This window comes from Virgibacillus salinus, from assembly GCF_900102415.1.
Taxonomy (GTDB): Bacteria; Bacillota; Bacilli; order Bacillales; family Amphibacillaceae; genus Lentibacillus; species Lentibacillus subterraneus.
In genome coordinates this window covers 640,137-662,216 of sequence record NZ_FNKD01000001.1, presented here as the reverse complement: position 1 = coordinate 662,216, position 22,080 = coordinate 640,137, and the positions used below count along the sequence as shown (strand labels likewise).

Sequence of the window (22,080 nt, the reverse complement as noted above, 5' to 3'; positions counted from 1 at the left end):
CATATTATAACACTTTTAGGCATACAAAAAAACAGACCCTGTTTAATTCATATCCGTTGCCAAAATCCTCGTACACTAAACCCATCTATGTATGTAATACAAAAGACCTATTTTTGAGTCGAAATCTGTGTTTTAGTATACTCCCATGTATAAAGATAGGCAAGAACAAATTACAATTATATAATAATAAAAGAGCTATACAAAAAGATGTATAGCTCTACTAAAACAAACCTAGAATTTTTTTCTTTTTAATATATATTGGCTGACCTCTAATAACAGTTTTCCCTTCAATTAAAAGTTGGCTGTTTTCCATAAACTGATAGAATGTTTCAGACCCATACTCATTACGTAGTGTTTGATATGCTTCATATAAATGAAAATCCCTTGTTGTCGTGTTATGTGCATCAGATGCTATAAAGTGGGTCAGGTTAGCATCAATCAATTTATGAGATAGTTTTTGTATATTTTTTCCGAGTTTGCCGACAAAACTGGCTGCAGTAATTTGTGTTAACGCTCCAGTACGAACAAAGTCATATAAAATAGAGGGATGTTCAATAATTCTTTTGTTTCGTTCCGGATGTACAATGATTGGGATATATTCTGCCATTTGGATATCGAATAGTAATTGCCTCGTATATCGAGGTACCTCTGAAGTAGGTAATTCGACAAATACATATTTTGTATTTCTGTTTAATGGAAGAATATCTTCACTAGTAAGATCATTTAATAGATCTCCGTATATTCGTGGCTCCTGCCCTGGTAAGATTGTTAAAGGGATATCAACTTCCATTAGTTTGTTATTTAAATGCTCAATATTGCGCAATATACTTTCTTTATTATTCGTATATCTGCCATTTTTGTGATGTGGTGTGGCAATAATGGTGTGTATACCCTGATCAACTGCCTGTTTAGCCATTTCAATACTTTGTGGTAATGTTGAAGGTCCGTCATCAACGTTAGGCAATATGTGACAATGTATGTCAATCATTTATATCACACCTCTCTGTTATTAGTTTATACCATAATAATAGTAGTTCTGTGATTCCTTTTGTTCACGATCATTCAAAATAGTACCTAGTAATTTTGCTTTGCCAGGACTTAGTAATTCTACTGCTTTTCTTGCTGCCTCATTTTCCGTATGTTTACTACGTACCACAAGAATTGCCCCCTGACAAATATTTGTTATAATCTGCGCATCCGTAACTGCTAATACTGGAGGGGTATCAAATAATATAACGTCATATAGTTGGGATGCCTCGTTGAGCATTTGCTTCATTTTTTTTGATGCTAGTAATTCGGATGGGTTAGGTGGAATCGGGCCACATGAAATAATATCTAGGTTATTGATTTCACTTGTTGATATTGCCTCCTCCAGCGATATATCACCGACTAACATATTGCTTAATCCCCTTAGATTATCTAGTCGAAATGTATAATGAACCGTGGGCTTCCGTAAATCTGCATCAATCAGCAATACCTTCTTTCCTTGCTGTGAATAAACAACAGCTAAATTTGCCACTGTTACCGATTTCCCCTCACCTGGACCGGATGACGTTACCATTATGGACTTTAATTCCTCATCAACCGATGTGAATTGAAGGTTCGTGCGAATAGTTCTATACTGCTCAGAAACTGGTGATCTGGGATTTTGGTTTGTAATTAGGTTCCTTATTTTATTATTACTACCCCTTTTTCGAGCCATACAGTCGCCTCCTATCTGAACGGTTTAGTGTTGGTTTAAAACGTTCCTTTTGTACATCCCCATCATTTATATGTGTAATTACTCCAAGTACTGGCAGATTTAATGTTTTTTCAACATCTTCTTCTGACATTATAGTGTTATCTAAATACTCTAGTAGAAAAGCCGATCCAACACCTATCATTCCTCCTAATACTACTGCGATAGCGATATTGAGCATAGGCCTTGGACTAACAGGGGAAGGATTCTCCTTCATTTCTGCTTCCGATAAGATGTGAACATTGTCTGCGTTCATCAGATCAGGAATTTTGGTCTGGAAAATCTGAACAGTAGTATTTGCTATCTGTGTTGCTAGATTTGAATTTGTATCTGTTACAGTAACTGTAACTACTTGTGAATTTTCCTCATTTAAAACATTTATTTTATTTTGTAGTTGTGTAACTGAGTAGGATAGGTTTAATTCTTTAACAACCTCCTCAAGAATAGCAGGGCTTTTAATAATGATATTATATGTATTAATAAGTTCAACATTTGAACGAATATCGTTAACATTATAATTAGTGCTTTTATCCTGTTCGCTTTGATTTACGATGAACTGGGAACTTGATTCGTATGTTGGTGTGAGAAAAACATAACTTATTATTGTACTTATAATAGCTGCCCCAATAGTGAAAGATAGAATTAATAGAAACTTCTTTTTGATTACATCGAATATTTCTTTAAGAGATATAGTTTCTTCCATGGTGTTCCCCCAGATATATAATTTGCTTATTAGTTTTAAGTACCCTGCTTTAGGGATAAATAATCATTTACTTTAAGAGCATTTCGAAATAATGAAGTTCTTTTTGGGTGTGGAATATATTTCCTCTAACAAACAGGCTACTACTTTACCTTGGCAAACTAGACAAAAACGTGACACGTAATTAAGATATAATTCTAAAAATGTTAAAATTTTACTACACATTTTCATGAAGAAAATGTAAAATAGGATATATGCACTTTATATAAGGATTTTGGCCTAATTTTAAGAGAAAATGGCTTTTATATTGTGGCGTTGTTATTACATGTGACGTTGAATCAGTCAGTCTAGAAGGTCATGGAGAAATTACGGATGATGGTCTGTGGTATTATGCAGTGGATGATAAAAGTATTAACAGTGTGCAAATCGAATTACGTGATAGTCTGAATTTAAAATCAAATGTAGATGGTTTTGCTGAGAATGATAAGCAAAAAGAGGTATACTAAAAAGCTAGTGTGCGCCACTAGCTTTTTCTGAATACTATACGAACCATAAATTCAAACACTTTCAAAATACGCTTTAGTCGAAATGGTTGTTTCAACAAACGATAAAGCCATTCAAGATTAAGTTTGATCCATATTTCAGGTGCGCGGTTCACCTCACCAGCAAGAACATCAAGACTGCCTCCCACTCCCATAAATATTCCCTTTTGGAATTGTTCACTATGCCTGGCAATCCATAGTTCCTGTCTCGGAAGACCTAAAGCTACAAAAACGATATCAGCATTAGCGTTTTGAACTTTCTCTACAAGTTCTTGATCATCTAATTTAAAGAAACCGTGGTGACGACCAGCAATATTTATATTGGGAAATCGTTTTTCCACTTCCAATACAGCTTTTTCGTTAACCTCTTCTTTTGCTCCTAAGAAGAAACAACTTAATCCTTTATCATTGACGAATTCGAGCAAATCTAGCATTAAGTCGTAGCCAGCTATTCGTTCCTGAAGTGGTAGTTTCATATATTTAGCTGCCATTAAAATACCCGCACCATCTGGGACAACATAATCTGCTGAATGAATTGCTTGTTCATACTGTTCATTTTCACGTGCCTTCATAACAATCTCTGGATTGGCTGTAACGATAAATTGTTTATGTTCATTCATTAAGCTTGGATAGATATGATTTTTCAAGAAAATATCTTTTGTTGCATTTATAAAATTAACGTTCATAATTTTTATTGTTTTCAACTGATTAGTCATATTTTGCAACCTTTCCTGCTCTCATTCGTCTAATATATATGGATTTAAATTTCAATTTGAAATATTCTTCTAATAAGAATGTAATAAAAAAAGAATTTACTAAAAAGCCTATTCATAGTAAAATAAAGAATAGTTTTTCGTTAAGCGATTGTAAAGTTTTTAAAGACTTTTGGATTATGATATCATTAAATGTTTTATTTTCCTAATAAACATATACTATATATAAATTACGTACAAGAGGGGAATTTTTTTATGTCTGAAAAATCAAGACTTATAAGGAGAAATAAGAAGCGTAAACTTCGAAAACGAGCTTATTTTATACTAATACCAGTTATCATAGCATTTATCGGCCTGTCATATGGAGCGTATTTGTACGTGAAAGCTGATACTGTATTATCTGATTCCTACCAGGAGGATGGCAAAGAAAAATCAGACCTGCGTGAAAAGGAAGTTGATCCTAATGAGGACAATGTTTCTATTCTGATTGCAGGTGTTGATGCTAGTGATGTCCGCAGTAATTCGAACAGCTCTAGAACGGACACACTAATGCTGGCAACTTTGAACAAGGAAGATAAAAGTGTGAAAATGCTCAGTATCCCAAGAGATTCATTCGTTTATATTCCGGAAGTTGGTTATGAGACAAAAATTAACCATGCTCATGCCTACGGTGGAATGGATGCAACAGTTAAAACAGTAGAAAACCTAATGGATATTCCAGTCGATTATTACGTAAAACTTAATTTCGAAGCTTTTATCGACGTTGTGGATGCAGTAAATGGCATTTCCGTTGATGTTCCTTATGAACTATATGAGCAAAATTCAAAGGACGTAGCTGGGGCGGTCCATTTGTTACCTGGAGAACAGGATTTAAATGGCGAGGAAGCACTTGCACTTGCTCGAACAAGGAAGTATGATAACGATATTGAACGAGGTAAGAGACAACAGGAAATCATTAAATCTGTAATTAAAAAAGCTGTTTCAATAGATTCCATCTTAAAATATGACAATATAATTGAGGCTGTCGGTAAGAATATGGCGACAAACATGACATTCAGCGAAATGAAAAGTTTTATTTCTTACGGGACAGGTGGAGGAAACCTTGACTTTGAAACCTATACGCTGGAAGGTCGTGACTATCAGCCAGGCGATACGTACTACTGGCAATTGGATGATGTTGCATTAACTGAAACAAAAGAAATGTTTAAGCAGCATCTGGAAATTGACAGCTCGACAACCGCTTCTGACTCAGATGAGACTTCTACAGCAACTGGAGACTCTTCCAATTCATATTAAGCAGAAAGCTGCTAGCCAATGGCTAGCAGCTTTTATATTATGATTTTTGCCTTATACCTTTTATGAAGTTCGTTAGTGGCTTAAATTCACTATTAATCATCTCAAGATTTTCAATTAAAATTTGGATTGCTAATAATGATATAGAAAAGATTAAAATGGATCCCCATACTGTTGTCATCGAAAATAGTATCGCCGATAAACTGAACATAGTACTAAGCGCATAAATGAATAATACTGTTTGTTTATGGGTGAATCCAGACTTCACTAACCTATGGTGCAAATGTGAGCTATCCGGGCTAGATAATGGTTGTTTATTTATATGCCTTCGTACAATCGCAATTAACGTGTCTGAGATTGGTACACCTAGTATAAAAATCGGGATAATAAACGAAATAACCGTTACATTCTTGAATCCTAACAATGCTAGCACTGATATCATATAGCCAAGAAAAAGAGCTCCTGTATCACCCATAAAGATTTTTGCTGGATAAAAATTATATCGTAAAAATCCAACGGTACTGAAAAACAATATAAGTGCCATCGTTGCTACATATATGTTACCCATGATAACCGCCATTCCAGCAATGGTAAATAACGCAATAGCTGATACACCCGCTGCTAGTCCATCCAATCCATCAATTAAGTTAATCGCATTTGTAATCCCTGCTATCCACAGAATCGTTACGACTGAACTCAAGAAACCAAATTCAATCTGTCCACCAAACGGCAAGTTGATAAATTCAACTTGCAGTCCTCCCCAGAAGACAACTAGCGAGGCCACTGTTAGCTGAGTCATAAACTTAACTCTAGGTGACAAATCATAAACATCATCAAAGAAGCCAAGCAAAATTATTATGAGAGCACCACTGATTATGGGAATGTGATACTCACTTGCCGGCTGAAGTATAAGTAAACCTATAATAAAACTGATGAAGATAGCTAAACCACCCAATGTCGGTATTGGGTCAGCATGCATTTTTCGGTGATTTGGTTTATCGGTAGCATTCATTTTTAATGCAAATTTTATAAACATCGGCGTGATGATTAAGGAAACAAGCATCAATAAAAAGGCTAATATTACAATCTTTACCATTTAGCCCACCTCAATTTTTATCTCTTGCTTACAATAGACGTCTCATGTGTTAAAATATTTCATACTCAAATATATATTATATACTTTTTCTGTAGAACTCGCCACCGTATATACTAAAATAATCCTTCTTGTAATTTACCCGTTCATGAAAAAATAATGCATCCTTGTATTATGTTAGTATTGATTTAGAAAACCGTAAGGAGCGTGTACAACTTGACACTAAACTTCGCCCATCGTGGCTCATTGACTGAAGCACCGGAGAATACGTTACCTGCTTTCAAGAAAGCCATTAGGCATGGTACTAAAGCACTTGAGCTTGATGTACAGCTATCAAAAGATAATCATTTAGTTGTATGCCATGACCACAAATTTTCTAGGTTTAATAAAGATGTAGAAGGCCTAATCAAAGATTATTCAATAGAAGAGATAAAACAAATTGACATTGGCTCAGCATTTGGTGATGAGTATATAGGGGTTACCCTTCCAACTCTTGAAGAAGTTCTAAAAATATGCCCACCAGACCTTCTGTTGAATATTGAGATAAAAAATATACCTGTAATATATGACGGTATAGAACAAATTTTACTTGATACACTCCATGAACATGACCGTCTCAAAAATCTGGTCATCTCTTCATTCGATCATGTAGCATTAAAAAAAGTACAAGAAATCAACTCGAACATTCAGCTCGGTATGCTATTCTACTATCGCATTCTAAATCCATGGGATTATGCCAATACCAGCGGATTGAATATTAGTAGCATCCACCCCAACCAAGTGTACGTCGATCAAACCTTTGTTCAAGAATGTAAACAGAATGGATATAGTGTATACCCGTTCACAGTCAATAATGTGGGAAGATATGAGGAATTGTTAGAGTATGGAGTGGATGGAGTGTTTTCAAACGAACCGGAAATTTTTATTCGATAAATATACGCCCTGCATATTACAGGGCGTTACAAAATGTATTATGACTTCAGGTAATATTCAGGAAGCTCTATCCCTTCCCTTTTTGCTAACATTTGATTATCATCAATATAGTAATCATTTATTTTTCTTCGAAGTTCGTCTGACAATTTATATCGTTTATAATGTAATTTATAGCTTAATTTATTCTGTAAAAAAGTCCGAGGAGAAATGGGAATCTTCTTTTTTTCTCTACCCATAAGCTTTTTGACTATTTTTTTACTATACTTTCTCTTTAATATTATTTCGGTCTCAGGTATTTTACCATTTGGATTCTTTTTCGTTTTAAATATTGTATTCAGTCTTCTGGCCATTTTAGCTTGAAGAGCACCATAACTTCTGTTCAATGGTTCATTGCTGTATTTAGGTATCTTTTTAACGCCCATATAATTTAATAATTGTAATAAATATTTTTCTTTTTCATACTTGAAGTTTTCATATATAAATACATAGTAATCGTTACCAAACACTTGTTCAACATGATTCAAATAATCATTATACAAATAATGTTCGAATATCCCGTTTTTCTCTAATTCATCAAAGTATACTTTTTCTTTCTTGTAACCGCCTTGGTGCAAATACTCAATATATAGTGACGTCATTATATCTACTTGCTTTCTGATTCCAACGATAACATTAACATCATAAAGATCTTCCGGAAAAATTCTCTTTAAATCCTCAAGTATGTTAAAGGCGCTTTTCGATTTCTTTTGGGCAAAAGGACTCCCAGTCAAGCCTTCATATGAAATAAGTGTAGGTTTCTTAGCAGAACCTTTTTTATCAAATTTTTGCCTTAAATCCACAATGTCCTCGTCACTTAACTTATTCAACCTTACTCTTCTGAATAGTTCCTTAGCATGTGATTTTCTTATTAACTTTACCTCTTTTAAATTTGGAAACAGATTAAATTGGAGAAACGTTGTTGCAGTTTTATGGAATCCAACGTGTAAGTATATTTTTCTTTTCACATCTATTCACCCTTGTTTTTTAGTATTGAAGTTCCTCAAATTATTCTCTTTCGTATACGAATTTCGGTTATTATAGCGAAATAATCAGCTGGAGTCAATCAGGATTAAACTTATCCTTGCTGATTATTCTTTGAGGCATTTTTTCTGTACCTTTTCCTTTTTTTCTTTGACATGGATTTCCATTGCATTAAAAACTCTTCATACTTTGGGATAACTTCCTCTACTAAGCCAAAGTCTTTAACTTTGCCATATTCTAGCCAAAGTACCTTGTTACAGAACTGTTTCATCTGGTTAAGTGAATGACTCACAAAAATCATCGTTTTTCCATCTTCCTTAAAATCGTTCATTTTATTAAAGCTCTTTTCAGAGAATGATTTATCTCCTACTGACAGTGCTTCATCAATAATTAAAATATCAGGATCAATATTGACCGATATTGAAAAACCCAATCTGGATTTCATCCCACTTGAATAGGATTTAACAGGTTGATCAATAAAATTTCCCAACTCTGCAAACTCGATAATTTCAGGTTCAAGTTCATTTATTTCTTTTTTATTTAATCCCAGCATTAGACACTTCAGTTCAATATTGTCTCTACCTGTTAAATCACCCTTCAGTCCAGAGGCAACTGCAATCAGTGACGCTTGTCCGTTTAATTCTACTGATCCTGAGGTTTCAGGTATTATCCCGGCTACAATATTTGATAAAGTCGATTTACCGGATCCATTAATACCAATAAACCCTATAACATCCCCTTTTTCCGCTTCAAAACTAACATTGTTCAAAGCATAAAAATCCTCACCATAGCTTCTAGGTGTGATTAAATCCAAAATTCTTTCCTTACTGCCGTTATACAATTTGTATTTCTTGGTTATATTTTTAGCAATAATTGCCTTCTCCATTTTCATCACTTACCTTTACAAGAAATCAATAAAATGCCTTCTGAATTTGACATGTATTTTTGCTCCAATAATAAATAACACAGTTACAAAACCCCAGAAGAATAACGTTAACTCCCAGTTTGTAATAAAATACCAATCCACCCCGAATAACGCATAGCGGTATCCTTCAATTAAATAAAATAAAGGATTCAGTTGCATCAAATTCATCAGTGTCTCAAATTCCTCTAATAACGTTAACGGCCAAAGTACTCCTGAAACGTAGAGCATCATGCGTAAAGTTGAGTTTAACAACATGTGAACATCTCTGACTATGGTAGATAATGTAGATGTTATAAGAGCTATGGAGAAAAACAGACAGAATGATGCAAATATGAAATAGAAAAGCTGTAAATAATAAATATTCACATAATAGCCAAAAAATTGAACTACTATAATTGTGATTCCTAATAAAAGTAGATGAATATAAAACTTAGAAAATATTACAAAATTAGGTATTACACTCATTGGAAAATTCATTTTGGATAGCATTTTCAATCTTGAATAAATAGACTTTGATCCTTGAATAGTTGATTGGTAAAAGAAACTCCACAAGAAAAAGGCAGCCAATAACCAAGGGAAAAAGGGTATCAGTTTATCCCCTACCTCTACTGAAGGACGCTCTCTTAAAGTGCTAAAGACGAACCAATAAATCATGACTTGTATAGCTGGGCCAATAAGTTCCCACGCAAATCCTAAATAATTACTCCGATTTTTACTTTTTAATTCATACAAGGAAAGCCTTTTTATTAGATAAAAATGTTCTATTTGTTCTTTTATGACTGTTATAGCTGATTTCATCATACTTTTCCCTTTCAATGGTCAAACTTTGACTTAATAATTTTATATTATACAAGCGACGACCTGAAATAACAATAGAATTAATCAATAGCAACTTAACCTATAGGATACAATAAGCTTTATTTATAATTGTTTACAAAAACCTCATTTACAACCCGCTCACTTGCGTGGCCATCCTCTAGATAACAGAACCTTTCATAAAACCTCTTGGTCCTCTCTGATGGCATAAAATTTTCCGGTTCTATCTCTTTTATTACTTCAATTAATTCATTAGTTGATTTCACCAAGGGTCCTGGAGCTTCCGACTCAAAGTCGAAGTAGAATCCTCGAAGGTTATCCCTATATTCTTCAATGTCATATACAAAAAATACCATTGGACGCTTCAGAATAGCATAATCAAAAAATACAGAGGAATAATCTGTAATGAGCATATCAGAAATCAGATATAACTCACGAATGTCTTCATGGCTCGTAAAGTCATATACAAACCCATTGTAATTTGTTAAGTCAAGGTTTTCTGCCACAAGGTAGTGCAGCCTCAATAGAATTATATATTTATCCCCCAACTGCTCTTTCATCTCATTCAAATCCATTTCCAATGAGAATTTATATTCACCCTTTGTGTAAAACTGATTATCCCTCCATGTAGGAGCATATAAGATGATCCTTTTATCTTTCGGTAATCCACATCTACTTTTTATTTCATCAGTTGTTTTCTTATCATTACAATTAATTAGAATGTCATTTCTTGGATAACCAGATTCAATAAATTTTCGGTCAAATTGAAATGCTCTTCTGAAAATATCAGTTGAATATTCATTAGGAGATACGAGGTAATCCCACTTGCTTGTTGATACTAAAAAGTTTCTCTTATATTTTTCTATATTTGTGTCTGGCATATGAACCTCATCCATATCAGTAGCTAATTTCTTCAATGGGGTTCCGTGCCATGTTTGCAAATATGTTACTTTCTCAGACTTAGGGATCCATAAAGGCAGTCTGCTGTTAGTAACCCAATATTTTGCCCTTACCATTACAAATATCCATTTGATTGAGAACCGCTTGGTATATTTAATATCACGCTTACTAAATATGCTTAAGTACCTTCTATCAGCACTCCAACATAAGCGATATTCATGGAAATATTTCCTCATATATTCGTAAATCGCTCGTGGATTATCACTATATTGCTTGCCGTGAAAACTTTCAAATATCACCAATTTATCGTCTTTTGGCATGATTGATAGCAAAATCCTGAACAAAATCTTGTAACATCTAAAGATCATTTTACCAAGTTTATGCTTCATTTTAATCACCACATATTTCCATTCTAAAAAAGAAAGAAGGACATAAATCCTTCTCCACATTATAAATTAATTTCTAATTATCAAAAACTCTTTCAACTGTATTTTTCGTAGCTTCTCCATCATCCCATAAACAAAATTTATTATAAAATCTGTCATAAGTCTCTTTATAGCTATCACGAAGACCATCAATATTCTCAACTGCATTAACTACCTCATCAGTTGTTAGCAGCAGCGGTCCTGGTACTTCTTCTTCCATATTAAAATAAAAGCCCCGTAATTCATCCCGATATTTTTCTATATCGTAGGTGTAGAATAATATAGGTTTCTTTAAATGTGCAAAATCAAAGAATACTGAAGAATAGTCAGTAATTAATATATCAGAAACTAAATAAAGCTCAGCGATATCATCATATAAACTGAAGTCATAAACAAACCCTTTTTGGTCTGACACATCCAGACTGTTCGCAATATGATAGTGAGTCCTTAGCAGGACAACGTATTCATCGTTAAAGTTTTCTTGCATTTTGTCTAAATCCAGATTTAATGTAAACTTGTAATTTCCTCTCGAGAAGAATTCATCATCCCGCCAGGTAGGTGCGTATAAAATTACCTTTTTATCAAGAGGGACACCTAGTCTCTCTTTTATTTTCTGAATATCATTTTCATTATTTTTTTTGTACAAAATATCATTCCGCGGATAACCAAATTCCAGCATTTCTTTATCATACTTGAATGCTCGCCTGAATATTGCAGAAGAATATTGGTTAGGGGAAATTAAATAATCCCACCTGCGTGACTGTTCATAAAAGTTTTGCTTATAGTTTGGATCAGCTGAATATATATCCTCTATATCAAACACTAACGTTTTTAATGGTGTGCCATGCCAGGTTTGAAGATAGACATTTCCTGCACGTTTATCCAAATACTTTGGCATTCTTGAATTACACACCCAATATTTAGCTCTGGCCAAATAGTAGAAATATCTTAAGCTGAACCGTTTTACCTGGATAGGATTCCCTGGGATGTTTTTCTTTTCTTTTACGCTCCATACAAACTTATAATCCATATTGTTATCAATCATATGTTCATATATATATTTAGGGCTATCGGAATAGGATTTTGCTAAAAAACTCTCGAAGAAAACCGTTTTTTTCTGCATCTTCATTTTCATAAAAACCCGTTGGTACAGAAATGTATACAGCTTTTTCTTGGACTTAAATCCTTCGCGCAAGTCCCTAAATAATTGATGTCTTTTATTCACCTTTTTGTATTGATCAATCCCATTCGATAGAGCATTGATTTCATTTTTCAATACCCAACTATGCTTGTTGATTAGTCTGTTGTTGATTCTTGATACGGTATTCGATAATCGTTCATAGAATGTGTCGATTTCATGGCTATTTTTAAAATAAGTTACAATATCCTTTCGATAAAAATTCAGCATCTGCTTATCCAGAAATTCAATTGCTGACTTATCACGATAGGTGTCTTTCAAGTCATTGTATATGAATATAAAGTCATTGATTTGATGCGATTTATCATATTGTGACAATGATGGATTTGAAATTGGATCATTTCTCTTCCTTTTAAAATATATAGCTTCTTTAACATGAGCAATTTGTTCAGCATGGATATAAGCAGGAACCATAAACGCAAGATCAGAAAAAACTTCGACATCCTCGGAAAACGATAATCCTTCCTTCAAAACAAAGTCCTTTCTAATCAAATAGTTTACAGCAAAATAGTTTTCTAACAAATTATATTTAGTGTCGGTATAGTTATGAATTTTGAATAAACCATCAAATATTATTGCCATGCTGCTACTAAAATTGGTGTATTTAAATTTTCCCCGGATTATATTGTTTTGTTTGATATTGTCGATCAAAATTTGCAATGTTTTTTCAGGCAGATAATCATCGCTGTCCATAAAATATATAAAGTCTCCAGTAGATTCTTGTATTCCCAGGTTTCGTGCAGCGCCGGCACCTTTTCTTTCTTGTAGATGGAATAGCTTTATCCTATTGTCCTTCAAAGTTATATTCTCTAGTAATTGTGTACACTTCTCACCACTATTATCATTAACTAAAAGTATTTCAATGTTTTTGTATGTCTGTCTTATTAAGGAGTTTATACACTCATCTATATATTCTTCCGTATTGTATACGGGTATAATCACTGAAATCTTTGCCATACTAATCCTCCCACGTAGAATATGAATTAATATATTATAACATACAAAAAATAACTAAATACACACTAATATTAGTGTGTAAAAAGTAAAACCAAAAAACTTTACCAATAAAAGATATATTCTACTCACCTAACAAGAATATGGGGGTATATAAATAATTAAATAAATTTAAAAACATGCCATTGTACACGTTAGTGTTTTTGTTGCAGTTATTCTAATCCATTTCTTTAATTCGAGTATACACTCTTCTAGAATTAAACTGATCGTTATATTCAAAGAAAGAATCGATCCTATCTTTATATTTTACAGAAAGTGAACAATTATCCTTTATTGAATTTGTTATTGTATTAATTATATCATCATACTTGCTAACAACTGGTCCAAATCCCATATCCTCATAACTAAAGTAACCACTAGAAAAATGCTTACGATGAAACTCGAATTGATCAAACTGAAAATAAATTACAGGTTTTCTCAAGTATGCAAAATCAAAAGCAACAGATGAATAATCTGTTATTAATAAGCTAGAGCTATTAAATAGCTCAAAATAGTTAACATCATCAGGATTAATTATTTCCACATTTTTACTTTCTTTAAAATCAGATACCTGTTCCTTTAATGCAGGGTGTATTACAAACTTAATTTTGTATCCGTATTTTTCTAATACACCTAGCACCTGTTTATCATTTATTAATTTATTGTACATCAAGAAATATTCCGTCTGTACAAAATTCTTATTGTAAACTCGATTGAAATTCTGATCTAACTCTGAAGAAATATTCTTCCTCCAAGTCGGCATAATTAAAATCTGTTTATCAGCATTATCAGATAGCCTGTCATATCTAGCCAAACCAGTGCAAACAACTTCTTCATCGGTGTAGCCATACCGCCCATTCACTATGGAATCATATTCCTGTTGTGACGATGTTATAAATAACTTAATGTTTTTCTTGTATTTGTTAAGCCATCCGGACAAATCATTTTGAATAATACCATGTTGTAAGAAAACAAAATCAAAATTTATTAAATCCTTATAATACATTTCTGCTGATTGGAACGGATGTACAATCACTTCATCTGCGTGCGATGAAATTAACTTATCACTTAACATCAATAATAATTTATGGTAAAAAGAACCATAACGTATTACCTTCCCATATTGTCTCATTCGGGAATAGTCTGAAGAGTTACTGGATATTACAAAATATTTTTTTATATTATCCTTAGTTTTTACAGCAAATTTGAATAAAACCTCAGCATTGTCATCCGCTTTATCTATACGGTCCATGAACAAATAAATATCACGTCTTTTAAAAGATTTAATTAAATAATAAAAGAGTCTTGTAGCTATTACTTTTCCTGCCTCAGATTTACTTAAGCGACGAACTAACTTTTTTAACATTCCGGCTTCTTTTATAAAGTGATTTTTAAAGGTATTACCCATTAATATTAACTTCTTTTTACCAGGGGAAACAATCACCTTATCTTTAGCATAATAGCTAGGGAATTCTCTTGAAAACTTTATCGTTGGGGATATTTTGTAATCCAATTTACAATTAACATCATTTACCTTCATATTGAATTCCAATTTTGCTGGTTTTTCAATTTCTGCTGCATTAAATTCTACTTTAAACCCATAAACTTCTTTATACTTAATTCCCCATACTTTTGCTTCACTTAAGGGTCGTTCAACTCGTGTGGTTTTTATTTCCCTCCCTCTAAATAGAAGCGTAAGTTCACAACGTGCAGGATCAAAAGCACTTACAAACATACCTTCAATAAAAACCCGGTCCTTTTTAACTTCCAAAAGATTAATATGAACCTTTTGCTCTTTTAGACTATTGAGCAGTTTTCCATCAAAATAAAGCTTGATGTTTTTCTTAAACTTTACGATATTAAATTTATTTTGCGTTTCGTTAAGATATTTCAATTTTAGAATAAATATTTTTAAATGGAGATTTATGGACTGAGATTTTATTACGTCATTATCAATAAATTGAAGTATACCATGTACAAGTTCAATAAATTCTTGTTCCTTACAGTCACTCAAAATTGCAGAGATATCTTTGACTTTAAACTTGTAATGCAAATCATACATTATTACATGCTGTAAATACTTTGGTACAAAACCCCACTTATCAAGAGCCATGTTAATCATAGAATTTGAAAAACGAACAAGATTCTCATTGTACCAATCCTCGGAAATCCTACGTGTTTGTATTGCTGAAGATTGACTTCCCCTATATCTGTAGTAATAACTGGTATTTGCTAGTACACCAAAAAAACCTTTAATTAGTATTATTTCATTTATGTATTTTGCGTCTTCTGCATATTTTAAACTTTCATCGAATTTATGGGCCTTAGCTTGATGAGACGTTATAAATACACTACTTACATGAAGCTGAATTTTTTCAGGTGTTTCTCTAGTGTTAATTATTTTTGTCTTCTTAAATTTTTCATTAAGTTTGTGTGGCCCCTCTTTAGCTTCAAAGTAATAAATAGGTAAACAAACTACATCTACACTATTTTTATTTTTCTCAAAGAAGTCATATACCTTTTCTAAGGCATCCTTCCCTAAAATGTCATCGGAATCTAAGAAATTAATGTATTTACCTTCTGCATGGGAAATACCTAAATTCCGGGCACTACTTACCCCTCCATTTTCCTTTTTAATATAAATTATATTATCAGGAAACCTATCTCTATATTTAATACATATTTTCTCGCTATTGTCAGGACTTCCATCATTTACAAGAATAACTTGGACATGTTTTGTAAACTCCAGTGTTTGCTTTACTATACTTAATATGGTTTCCTCAATATAATTTTCAACATTATATATAGGTATAATAATAGAAAACAAGAAATTCTTTTGGTTATATTGGATATCAGTTTGCTTTCCATAATTCTGGATGTAATTTCGTGTTTTGTTTTGATCCATTATAGCTTTTTACTCCTTTTTTATATGCAAATATTTATAAAGAAACTAGATGTAATTATTACTTCAACAAAATTCCCCTTAAATTGAGTAGTTGCAACAATTTATCACAATGTATAGAATTAATTTTAACATAGTTATTTAATCGGGTTAATATTTAAACTAACTATGATACGCACTTTAACATGAGTAGTAATTTAATGAGGAGCCTAAAGTATGAATCTTTATCAGAAACTTGTACAAATAGCAACTGGAGTTGTGCATAAATTTATGGATAGTAATACACATGAATATAATGTTGAGTTTTTTAATGATGGCAATAATAATATTTCTTTAAAAATAAGCAGTAATAGCCGACTTCCATTAATTAGAAAGTATTTAGTACTAAAAAAGAGCGATAAAATAATTGCTAATTATCAGTTACATAGGGAATCCTCTCACTATAGAGCCAAAATTCCATATAGTGATTTTGAAAACTTTCCTGATCTAGAAAAAGTTTCTTTTTTTATCAAATCTCATTCAAAAGAAAACCAACTTGTTGTTAAAGAATTATTAAATTCCCCTGATAATTCAGCACATAAAATTATTCACAATCAATTCTTTACTGAGGTCTACACTACCAAAAATAATGCCTTAGTAATGCGAACAACCAAATTCATCAAAAAAAATGTTATAAAAAAACTGCCTAACTTGGTAGAAAATATACTGGTGTCAGATAATTATATTCGTTTAGATGGTTGGGCACCCGTGAACTCGATACCTATTAATACTATAACTTTGGTAGTAAGACACAGAAAAACCAATCAATTCTATGAATTCCCAGTCACTAAACTTAATCAGAATAGTTGGGCTTCAACCGTCTACTATGAAGACATTGACATTAATGAAGGTACATGGGACTTCTTCCTTTTAGTAAATGGTTCTGGATATTTCAGAGTAAAATGTAAAAATAGTTCCCTTGTTGAATCTTCTACATTCATAAATTCGACGGAAAAAGAGTCAGGTATAAACTCTTTTTATTTGACTAAATATGGTTCATTATCTCTAGTTAATGAGAGAAAATGGATTGAATTATCTACTATAGACTCAGCCTATACTAAAGATTCCATATTTATTATGGAGGGTGTTATAGAAAGTGATTTATTTGATACTGCACAAGTCCTTAAAGAATTTCAAATAGAATTAAGGAATAGAAGAACTGGAAAGTATTCTCTGGTACCCTTGGATGTACAAAGAAACCTTAATAACTCCTACGATATTTCATTTTCTCTTGATTATAACAATATAATCCCTTTTAATGAGTCCATGAACTCAAAGTGGGATGTTTATATATCCTTTATAATGAATGGAAAACTGGGGCGTCTTCGAGTTCATTATTTGTCTGATGCAATTACAAAGCTTTCTAGGTACCAATTTCATCATTACAACTTGCATCAAATATATTTTTATTCAACAATTCAAAAAAACTTATCGATCTCCTTAAGTAAATTGACAATTATACGTAATGTTGAGAATTGTATTTTTGATAAAGAAAAGTTACTTTTAAAAGGGTATGCCTATATAAATACCATTGAATGGAAAAATGAAAATGACTTAAAGAGATATATTATAATCAGAGACCGTCAAACCAATAAAGAATTAAAACTTCCTTTAGAAGGTCACCTAAACTATCATGAAGCTAATCAGCACCAATATTATTATAGCGGTTTCGATATTTCAATAGACACTAGGGATCTAAATGACTTATCTACAAGTTCATTTGATAATACCTTTGATTTAATTATACAATTTGATTACCAAGGTGGAAGTTTAGAAAAAAAAGTAGGAAGCCAGGATTTTCAATATTACAGAGATGGACACCTTGATAAAACAACTACAAAATACAATAACTTATATATTCTAACTTATTTAAGGTATACACCTTTTGGTAATCTAAAGTTGGAGACGCTAAAGTACAGTGAAGAAAATTATAATCTATTAACTAGTCGTCATATCCAACCAGATACAACAAATGAAATTTGGTTAATTGGAGAACGACCAGATACAGCACAAGACACAGGATACCACTTCTTCAAATATTGTCGCGAAAATTATCCTGATTTAGAAATATATTATGTTATAAGTGCAGACTCTAAAGATAGAACGAACATTGAACATTTAGGTAATGTACTATATTTAGGCTCTACTGAACATATTAAAAAGACAAAAATGGCAACTACTTTTATAGGCTCACATGAACTGGAATATTTTTTACCTTCTAAAGGGAATGAATTACCTTCTTTCAAAAATGGTAAGCGAGTGTTTCTTCAACATGGTATCTTGGGAAGGAAGAAAGTGGAGTATGATAAAAAAAACTATAAAATTCCATTTAATTTAGTATGTGTCAGTTCAAGTGCAGAAAAAGAATTAGTAGTTAATGAGTTAGGCTATAATGAGAGTGAAGTAGCAATTACAGGTCTCTCAAGATTCGATAATCTGCTAAAAAATAACCAAAAAAAGAAAGAGATTTTAGTAATACCAACATGGCGTGAATGGCTTTATAGTGGGGACAGTTTTCTCTCGTCTGAGTATTTCAAGAGATATAAAAATCTCTTACAAAACGAAGAATTACATCAACTTTTGGAGAAATATGATATCACCCTTAATTTCTTTCCGCATTATAGAATGCAAACTTTTATAGAACACTTTGAAGCTTTATCAACTAAGCATATTAATATTATTGGATTAGCTGATAAAAAAGTACAAGACTTACTACTAGAGAGCAGTTTAATGATTACAGACTACTCTTCTGTATCTTTTGATTTTAACTATATGTCAAAACCAGTTATATTTTATCATTTTGATTTTGATAAATTCTTTAGAAATGGCATATTACGTTCGCCTGAAGATACTTTTCTTGGGGATATTCGTCAGACAGAGACTAGTGTAGTAGAATCGATTAAAAAATATATAACAGCAAATTTTGAAGAGGATCCCATCATTAGTAAAAATAAACTAGGGGTGTTCGATAATATAGATACTAATAATAATAAGAGGATATTTAATGAAATAAAAAATGACAAAAAATAGTAAAAAGTACATGGATAATCTCCATGTACTTTTTACTATTTTTTGGATTAAGTGTTTTATAGAATTGATATTTCATTTATAATAAGATTCAGTTACAAAGATTTTGTAGTTTCATGTTAAAATATGTAACTATAGCATGTTATATACTTTGCTACTATCTTAATAACTTTAATCTACTAAACTACTTTTTGTTATTAAGATATAGTAACTAATTTTAACTAAAGGAGGGGATAGTGATTTTTAAATTAAAACTAAATAAAGGAGGGAGTATCAATAATTGGTTAATTTACAACAACGAAAATTGATACTTAGTTTTCTTTTTGCCATTTGCATGCTGGTAACTATTATACCTATTAATGAGTATAAGGTAAGTGCAGCAGAGATTCATAGAGGTGTTGCATTAAAAGATACAACAAATGTTTACCAGAGTAAAGATAGAGACGCCAAGGTTTTAAAAGACTACTCAGAAGGAACCATTTTATACTATCAATCAAATTCTGGTAATTGGTTTATGGCAACAGTCTTTGTGAACGGTAAGGCACAAGATGGTTATATCCATAAGTCTGATGTAGACACTGCCTCTGTTGGTCAATCAGTCCTAAATGGGGTTTCTTTAAAAAGCCCTACATCCATTTATTCTAAGGCATCTACTAACTCTAGCAAACTAAAATCCTATAATATTGGATCTACTTTATATTACAGAGACTTTGCAAGCGACTGGTATGTAGCTACCGTTTCAGTCAATGGAGAAGCAAGAGAAGGGTTTATTCATAAATCACATATTGGAGAAGCAGTAAAGTCAAATAGAGTATTAAAAGGAATAGGATTAAAAAGTCCAACATCTGTTTATAATGAAGCTTCAACAAGTTCTAAATCATTAAGATCATACTCTAAAGGTAGTATTCTTTACTATCAACCTTTCACAACTAATTGGTACAAAGCTACTGTATCTGTAAATGGTAACCATAGAACTGGGTACATCCATAGATCACATGTTGAAAATGCATCTGCTGGAAATACGGTTTTAAATGGGGTTTCGCTTAAAAAACCTACATCTATATACTCTAAGGCATCTACAAATTCTAATAAACTAAAATCTTATAAAATTGGATCCACCTTATATTACAGAAACTTTTCCAGCGATTGGTATATAGCTACTATTAGTGTGAACGGTAAATCAAGAGATGGATATATTCATAAATCACATGTAGAAAAGGCAGCAGAAACAAGTGGTTTACTGAGTGGAAAATCATTAAAACAGCCAACTGCTGTATTTAGAGAGGCTTCCACTAGTTCTAAATCATTAAAAACATATGATAAAAATATTGTTTTATACTATGAGCCATTTACGACAAATTGGTACAAAGCTACTGTTTCTGTGAACGGAAAAAATAGAACAGGTTATATCCACACTAATCATGTGGCTACTGGTGATACTTCGGTAGGTCATAAATATAATGAGACAAATTATGACAGTGATTTTTATGAAGTAGTCGATACACAAATGAAAAGAGCACCTCAAGTTTGGAGATCAGGTGGTTTTGTTGACGCTTCAGAAGAACAGGTAGCTTATTATGTAAATTCTTCTAACTTCCATAAAGATGATAATAGCTTTTTTCAATTTCTTGATTTATCTGAACCCGCGGGTGTAGATGCTAAAGAAATTGACCAGAATATCCTGAATAACAAAGGCACACTTTCAGGTCAAGCACAGGCTTTTATTGATGGAGCAAATGAATATAATACTAATGAAATATATTTAATGGCACACGCAATACATGAAACTGGTAATGGTACTTCTGAGTTAGCGCAGGGTGTTACCTATAATGGTGAAACAGTTTACAATATGTATGGAATTGGTGCTTATGATGATTGTGCTGTAGAATGTGGTGCTGAGCACGCATTTGAACAAGGTTGGTTCACACCTGAAGAAGCAATTATTGGAGGCGCGGCATTTATAGGGAGAAACTATATAAATGACGGACAAAACACATTGTATAAGATGCGTTGGAACCCTGATAAACCTGGGGATCATCAATATGCTACTGATGTTGCATGGGCTGTCTCCCAAACTAGTAACATTAGTAATCTATATAACCTAATAGAAAACTATGTACTGGTATTTGATATTCCTAAGTATGACAATCAGCCTAATGAATCAGGTGATCCATATGCATACGAAACTAAATATCCAGATGGTCTATATGGAATTACGGATACCGGATCAGATAACCTAAACTTCAGAGATGCGCCAAATGGTGATCGAATTGGAAGTATTCCGGATGGCTCTAAGATAGAAGTTATCGGATTTAATGGAGCTTGGTTGTATGTGAAATATGATGGTAAGACAGGCTGGGTTCACGGTGACTATGTAAATCTACTGAATTTACTTGAAGTTACAGCTACAGACTTAAATGTACGCCCTAAGCCAAACACTTCGAATGATCCGATTGGTCAAATTGAAGACAGTGGGACTTTAATTGCAGGTGTACTAAACGACAATAAAATGGTGAAACAAAAGGCAGATGGTTATGTATGGTATAAAATCTACTATAATGGCCAAGTTGCCTGGGTAAGTAGTGGGTCAACTTCCAACCCAAACGAATTTGTGAAAGTTGTTAAATAACTTTAATACTTTAACACACCATATGCTATTATTTAGCATATGGTGTTTTTTTATATTCATGTTTCTATTATTGTAATTTCATAGTATAATATAAAGAATGAATTTATTAAGAAATTGAAAAGTCACTGTTAAGTTTACGTAAAGAAACTATAGTATTATAGAATATAAAGCATCATTAGATGGAGGCTATTATA

General features: G+C 32.4%; 14 protein-coding genes and 1 pseudogene. 4 read left to right on the top strand and 11 right to left on the bottom strand.

Features of this window, described 5'->3' with window-relative positions; genetic code table 11:
* Positions 1-220 precede the first annotated feature (220 nt).
* From BLS02_RS03245 to BLS02_RS03230, 4 genes are all read right to left on the bottom strand, one after another.
* The gene (locus BLS02_RS03245; RefSeq protein WP_092491523.1) at positions 221-988 is read right to left on the bottom strand and encodes a tyrosine-protein phosphatase; all 768 of its coding nucleotides are present in this window, start codon (positions 986-988) and stop codon (positions 221-223) included.
* Between the two features lie 21 nt (positions 989-1,009).
* Positions 1,010-1,702 carry a CpsD/CapB family tyrosine-protein kinase gene (locus BLS02_RS03240; protein ID WP_092491522.1) on the bottom strand — a complete coding sequence of 231 codons (693 nt, stop codon included), beginning with the start codon at positions 1,700-1,702 and terminating at the stop codon, positions 1,010-1,012.
* Positions 1,683-2,441, bottom strand: coding sequence for a YveK family protein (locus BLS02_RS03235; RefSeq protein WP_092491521.1), 759 nt, complete (start codon positions 2,439-2,441; stop codon positions 1,683-1,685). The genes BLS02_RS03240 and BLS02_RS03235 overlap by 20 nt, the downstream gene beginning before the upstream one ends.
* 520 nt (positions 2,442-2,961) lie before the next feature.
* Positions 2,962-3,696 carry a WecB/TagA/CpsF family glycosyltransferase gene (locus BLS02_RS03230; RefSeq protein WP_092491520.1) on the bottom strand — a complete coding sequence of 245 codons (735 nt, stop codon included), beginning with the start codon at positions 3,694-3,696 and terminating at the stop codon, positions 2,962-2,964.
* A 252-nt stretch (positions 3,697-3,948) separates the two neighbouring features.
* On the opposite strand from BLS02_RS03230, the gene BLS02_RS03225 reads away from it, so the two are divergent.
* Entirely contained in the window at positions 3,949-4,989 is a 1,041-nt protein-coding gene (locus BLS02_RS03225) for an LCP family protein (protein WP_092491519.1), read from the top strand.
* A gap of 37 nt (positions 4,990-5,026) precedes the next feature.
* Here the strand turns inward: BLS02_RS03225 and BLS02_RS03220 are convergent, their stop codons facing one another.
* The gene (locus BLS02_RS03220) at positions 5,027-6,082 is read right to left on the bottom strand and encodes a glycosyltransferase family 4 protein (protein WP_092491518.1); all 1,056 of its coding nucleotides are present in this window, start codon (positions 6,080-6,082) and stop codon (positions 5,027-5,029) included.
* A 213-nt stretch (positions 6,083-6,295) separates the two neighbouring features.
* On the opposite strand from BLS02_RS03220, the gene BLS02_RS03215 reads away from it, so the two are divergent.
* Positions 6,296-7,012, top strand: coding sequence for a glycerophosphodiester phosphodiesterase (locus tag BLS02_RS03215; RefSeq protein WP_175559425.1), 717 nt, complete (start codon positions 6,296-6,298; stop codon positions 7,010-7,012).
* A gap of 38 nt (positions 7,013-7,050) precedes the next feature.
* Here BLS02_RS03215 and BLS02_RS03210 read toward each other — a convergent pair whose 3' ends face one another.
* The 6 genes and pseudogenes from BLS02_RS03210 to BLS02_RS03185 form a co-directional block, all read right to left on the bottom strand.
* The gene (locus BLS02_RS03210) at positions 7,051-8,016 is read right to left on the bottom strand and encodes a hypothetical protein (protein WP_092491516.1); all 966 of its coding nucleotides are present in this window, start codon (positions 8,014-8,016) and stop codon (positions 7,051-7,053) included.
* Between the two features lie 110 nt (positions 8,017-8,126).
* The gene (tagH, locus tag BLS02_RS03205; RefSeq protein ID WP_092491515.1) at positions 8,127-8,918 is read right to left on the bottom strand and encodes a teichoic acids export ABC transporter ATP-binding subunit TagH; all 792 of its coding nucleotides are present in this window, start codon (positions 8,916-8,918) and stop codon (positions 8,127-8,129) included.
* A gap of 15 nt (positions 8,919-8,933) precedes the next feature.
* Complete coding sequence (locus BLS02_RS03200; RefSeq protein ID WP_092491514.1) at positions 8,934-9,755, bottom strand: ABC transporter permease; 822 nt, start codon at positions 9,753-9,755, stop codon at positions 8,934-8,936.
* A 119-nt stretch (positions 9,756-9,874) separates the two neighbouring features.
* A pseudogene (locus tag BLS02_RS03195) lies at positions 9,875-11,071 on the bottom strand (CDP-glycerol glycerophosphotransferase family protein); the annotation flags it as partial.
* Positions 11,072-11,135: 64 nt separating this feature from the next.
* Entirely contained in the window at positions 11,136-13,253 is a 2,118-nt protein-coding gene (locus tag BLS02_RS03190) for a bifunctional glycosyltransferase/CDP-glycerol:glycerophosphate glycerophosphotransferase (RefSeq protein ID WP_092491512.1), read from the bottom strand.
* Positions 13,254-13,467: 214 nt separating this feature from the next.
* Positions 13,468-16,194 carry a CDP-glycerol:glycerophosphate glycerophosphotransferase gene (locus BLS02_RS03185; RefSeq protein WP_092491511.1) on the bottom strand — a complete coding sequence of 909 codons (2,727 nt, stop codon included), beginning with the start codon at positions 16,192-16,194 and terminating at the stop codon, positions 13,468-13,470.
* Positions 16,195-16,407: 213 nt separating this feature from the next.
* Here BLS02_RS03185 and BLS02_RS03180 point away from each other — a divergent pair, with 213 nt between their 5' ends.
* Together BLS02_RS03180 and BLS02_RS03175 are read left to right on the top strand one after the other, a co-directional pair.
* Positions 16,408-19,260: a CDP-glycerol glycerophosphotransferase family protein gene (locus BLS02_RS03180; RefSeq protein WP_092491510.1), complete on the top strand. Its 2,853-nt coding sequence runs from the start codon at positions 16,408-16,410 to the stop codon at positions 19,258-19,260.
* A gap of 277 nt (positions 19,261-19,537) precedes the next feature.
* On the top strand, positions 19,538-21,886 hold the full coding sequence (locus tag BLS02_RS03175) for an SH3 domain-containing protein (RefSeq protein WP_092491509.1): 2,349 nt from the start codon (positions 19,538-19,540) through the stop codon (positions 21,884-21,886).
* Positions 21,887-22,080 lie beyond the last annotated feature (194 nt).

Excerpts from the sequence above, each read along its gene's own strand:
- BLS02_RS03240 (WP_092491522.1), bottom strand. The coding sequence starts at position 1,702 with ATGGCTCGAAAAAGGGGTAGTAATAATAAAATAAGGAACCTAATTACA.
- BLS02_RS03185 (WP_092491511.1), bottom strand. The coding sequence starts at position 16,194 with ATGGATCAAAACAAAACACGAAATTACATCCAGAATTATGGAAAGCAA.
- BLS02_RS03225 (WP_092491519.1), top strand. The coding sequence starts at position 3,949 with ATGTCTGAAAAATCAAGACTTATAAGGAGAAATAAGAAGCGTAAACTT.
- BLS02_RS03180 (WP_092491510.1), top strand. The coding sequence starts at position 16,408 with ATGAATCTTTATCAGAAACTTGTACAAATAGCAACTGGAGTTGTGCAT.
- tagH (WP_092491515.1), bottom strand. The coding sequence starts at position 8,918 with ATGGAGAAGGCAATTATTGCTAAAAATATAACCAAGAAATACAAATTG.
- BLS02_RS03220 (WP_092491518.1), bottom strand. The coding sequence starts at position 6,082 with ATGGTAAAGATTGTAATATTAGCCTTTTTATTGATGCTTGTTTCCTTA.
- BLS02_RS03245 (WP_092491523.1), bottom strand. The coding sequence starts at position 988 with ATGATTGACATACATTGTCACATATTGCCTAACGTTGATGACGGACCT.
- BLS02_RS03200 (WP_092491514.1), bottom strand. The coding sequence starts at position 9,755 with ATGAAATCAGCTATAACAGTCATAAAAGAACAAATAGAACATTTTTAT.
- BLS02_RS03190 (WP_092491512.1), bottom strand. The coding sequence starts at position 13,253 with ATGGCAAAGATTTCAGTGATTATACCCGTATACAATACGGAAGAATAT.
- BLS02_RS03235 (WP_092491521.1), bottom strand. The coding sequence starts at position 2,441 with ATGGAAGAAACTATATCTCTTAAAGAAATATTCGATGTAATCAAAAAG.
- BLS02_RS03230 (WP_092491520.1), bottom strand. The coding sequence starts at position 3,696 with ATGACTAATCAGTTGAAAACAATAAAAATTATGAACGTTAATTTTATA.